Raw genomic sequence first — 454 nt, 5'->3', positions numbered from 1 at the left:
CCCGTGATCTCCCGCGTCGACATGCCCCGCGCGTACATCGAGATGATCTTCTCGTCGAAGCCGGGGAAACGCCGCTGGTACTTGCCGATCAGCGCCGGATCGAACGTCCCCGCCCGGTCGCGTGGCACGGACAGCTCCATTGATCCGCCATCGCTCAGCACCGTCTTGCGGCCATAGCCGTTGCGGCGGTTGCCGCTCTCGTCGCTGGCCAGGTGATGATCCAGCTCCGCGCGCAGGGCTCGTTCCGTCAGCGCTTTCTTCAGCTGGTCGAGCAGTCCGTTCTGATCAAACGCCGTCTTGGCGTCCGCCCCGGCCAGCAGCTGGTCGAGGATCGCATCGGGGATGATCGGTTCTTTGCGTCGTGCCATCGGGGGCTCCTTCCGTTCTCAGCATACCCCCGCCGAGCACGAAATTCCGGATAGTCCCCCGCAGAGACGGGCAGGATGCGTCTGAC

At 65.2% G+C, this 454-nt stretch carries 1 protein-coding gene; it reads right to left on the bottom strand.

What is annotated here, in order from left to right; all coding sequences use genetic code 11:
- The coding region (locus tag JT719_RS24295) for a transposase (RefSeq protein WP_207436384.1) at nucleotides 1–368 on the bottom strand (368 nt) is incomplete at its 3' end.
- Nucleotides 369–454 lie beyond the last annotated feature (86 nt).

The organism is Sabulibacter ruber (genome assembly GCF_017355955.1).
Lineage (GTDB): Bacteria > Bacteroidota > Bacteroidia > Cytophagales > Hymenobacteraceae > Nibribacter > Nibribacter ruber_A.
This window is presented reverse-complemented; position numbering and strand designations above follow the sequence as displayed.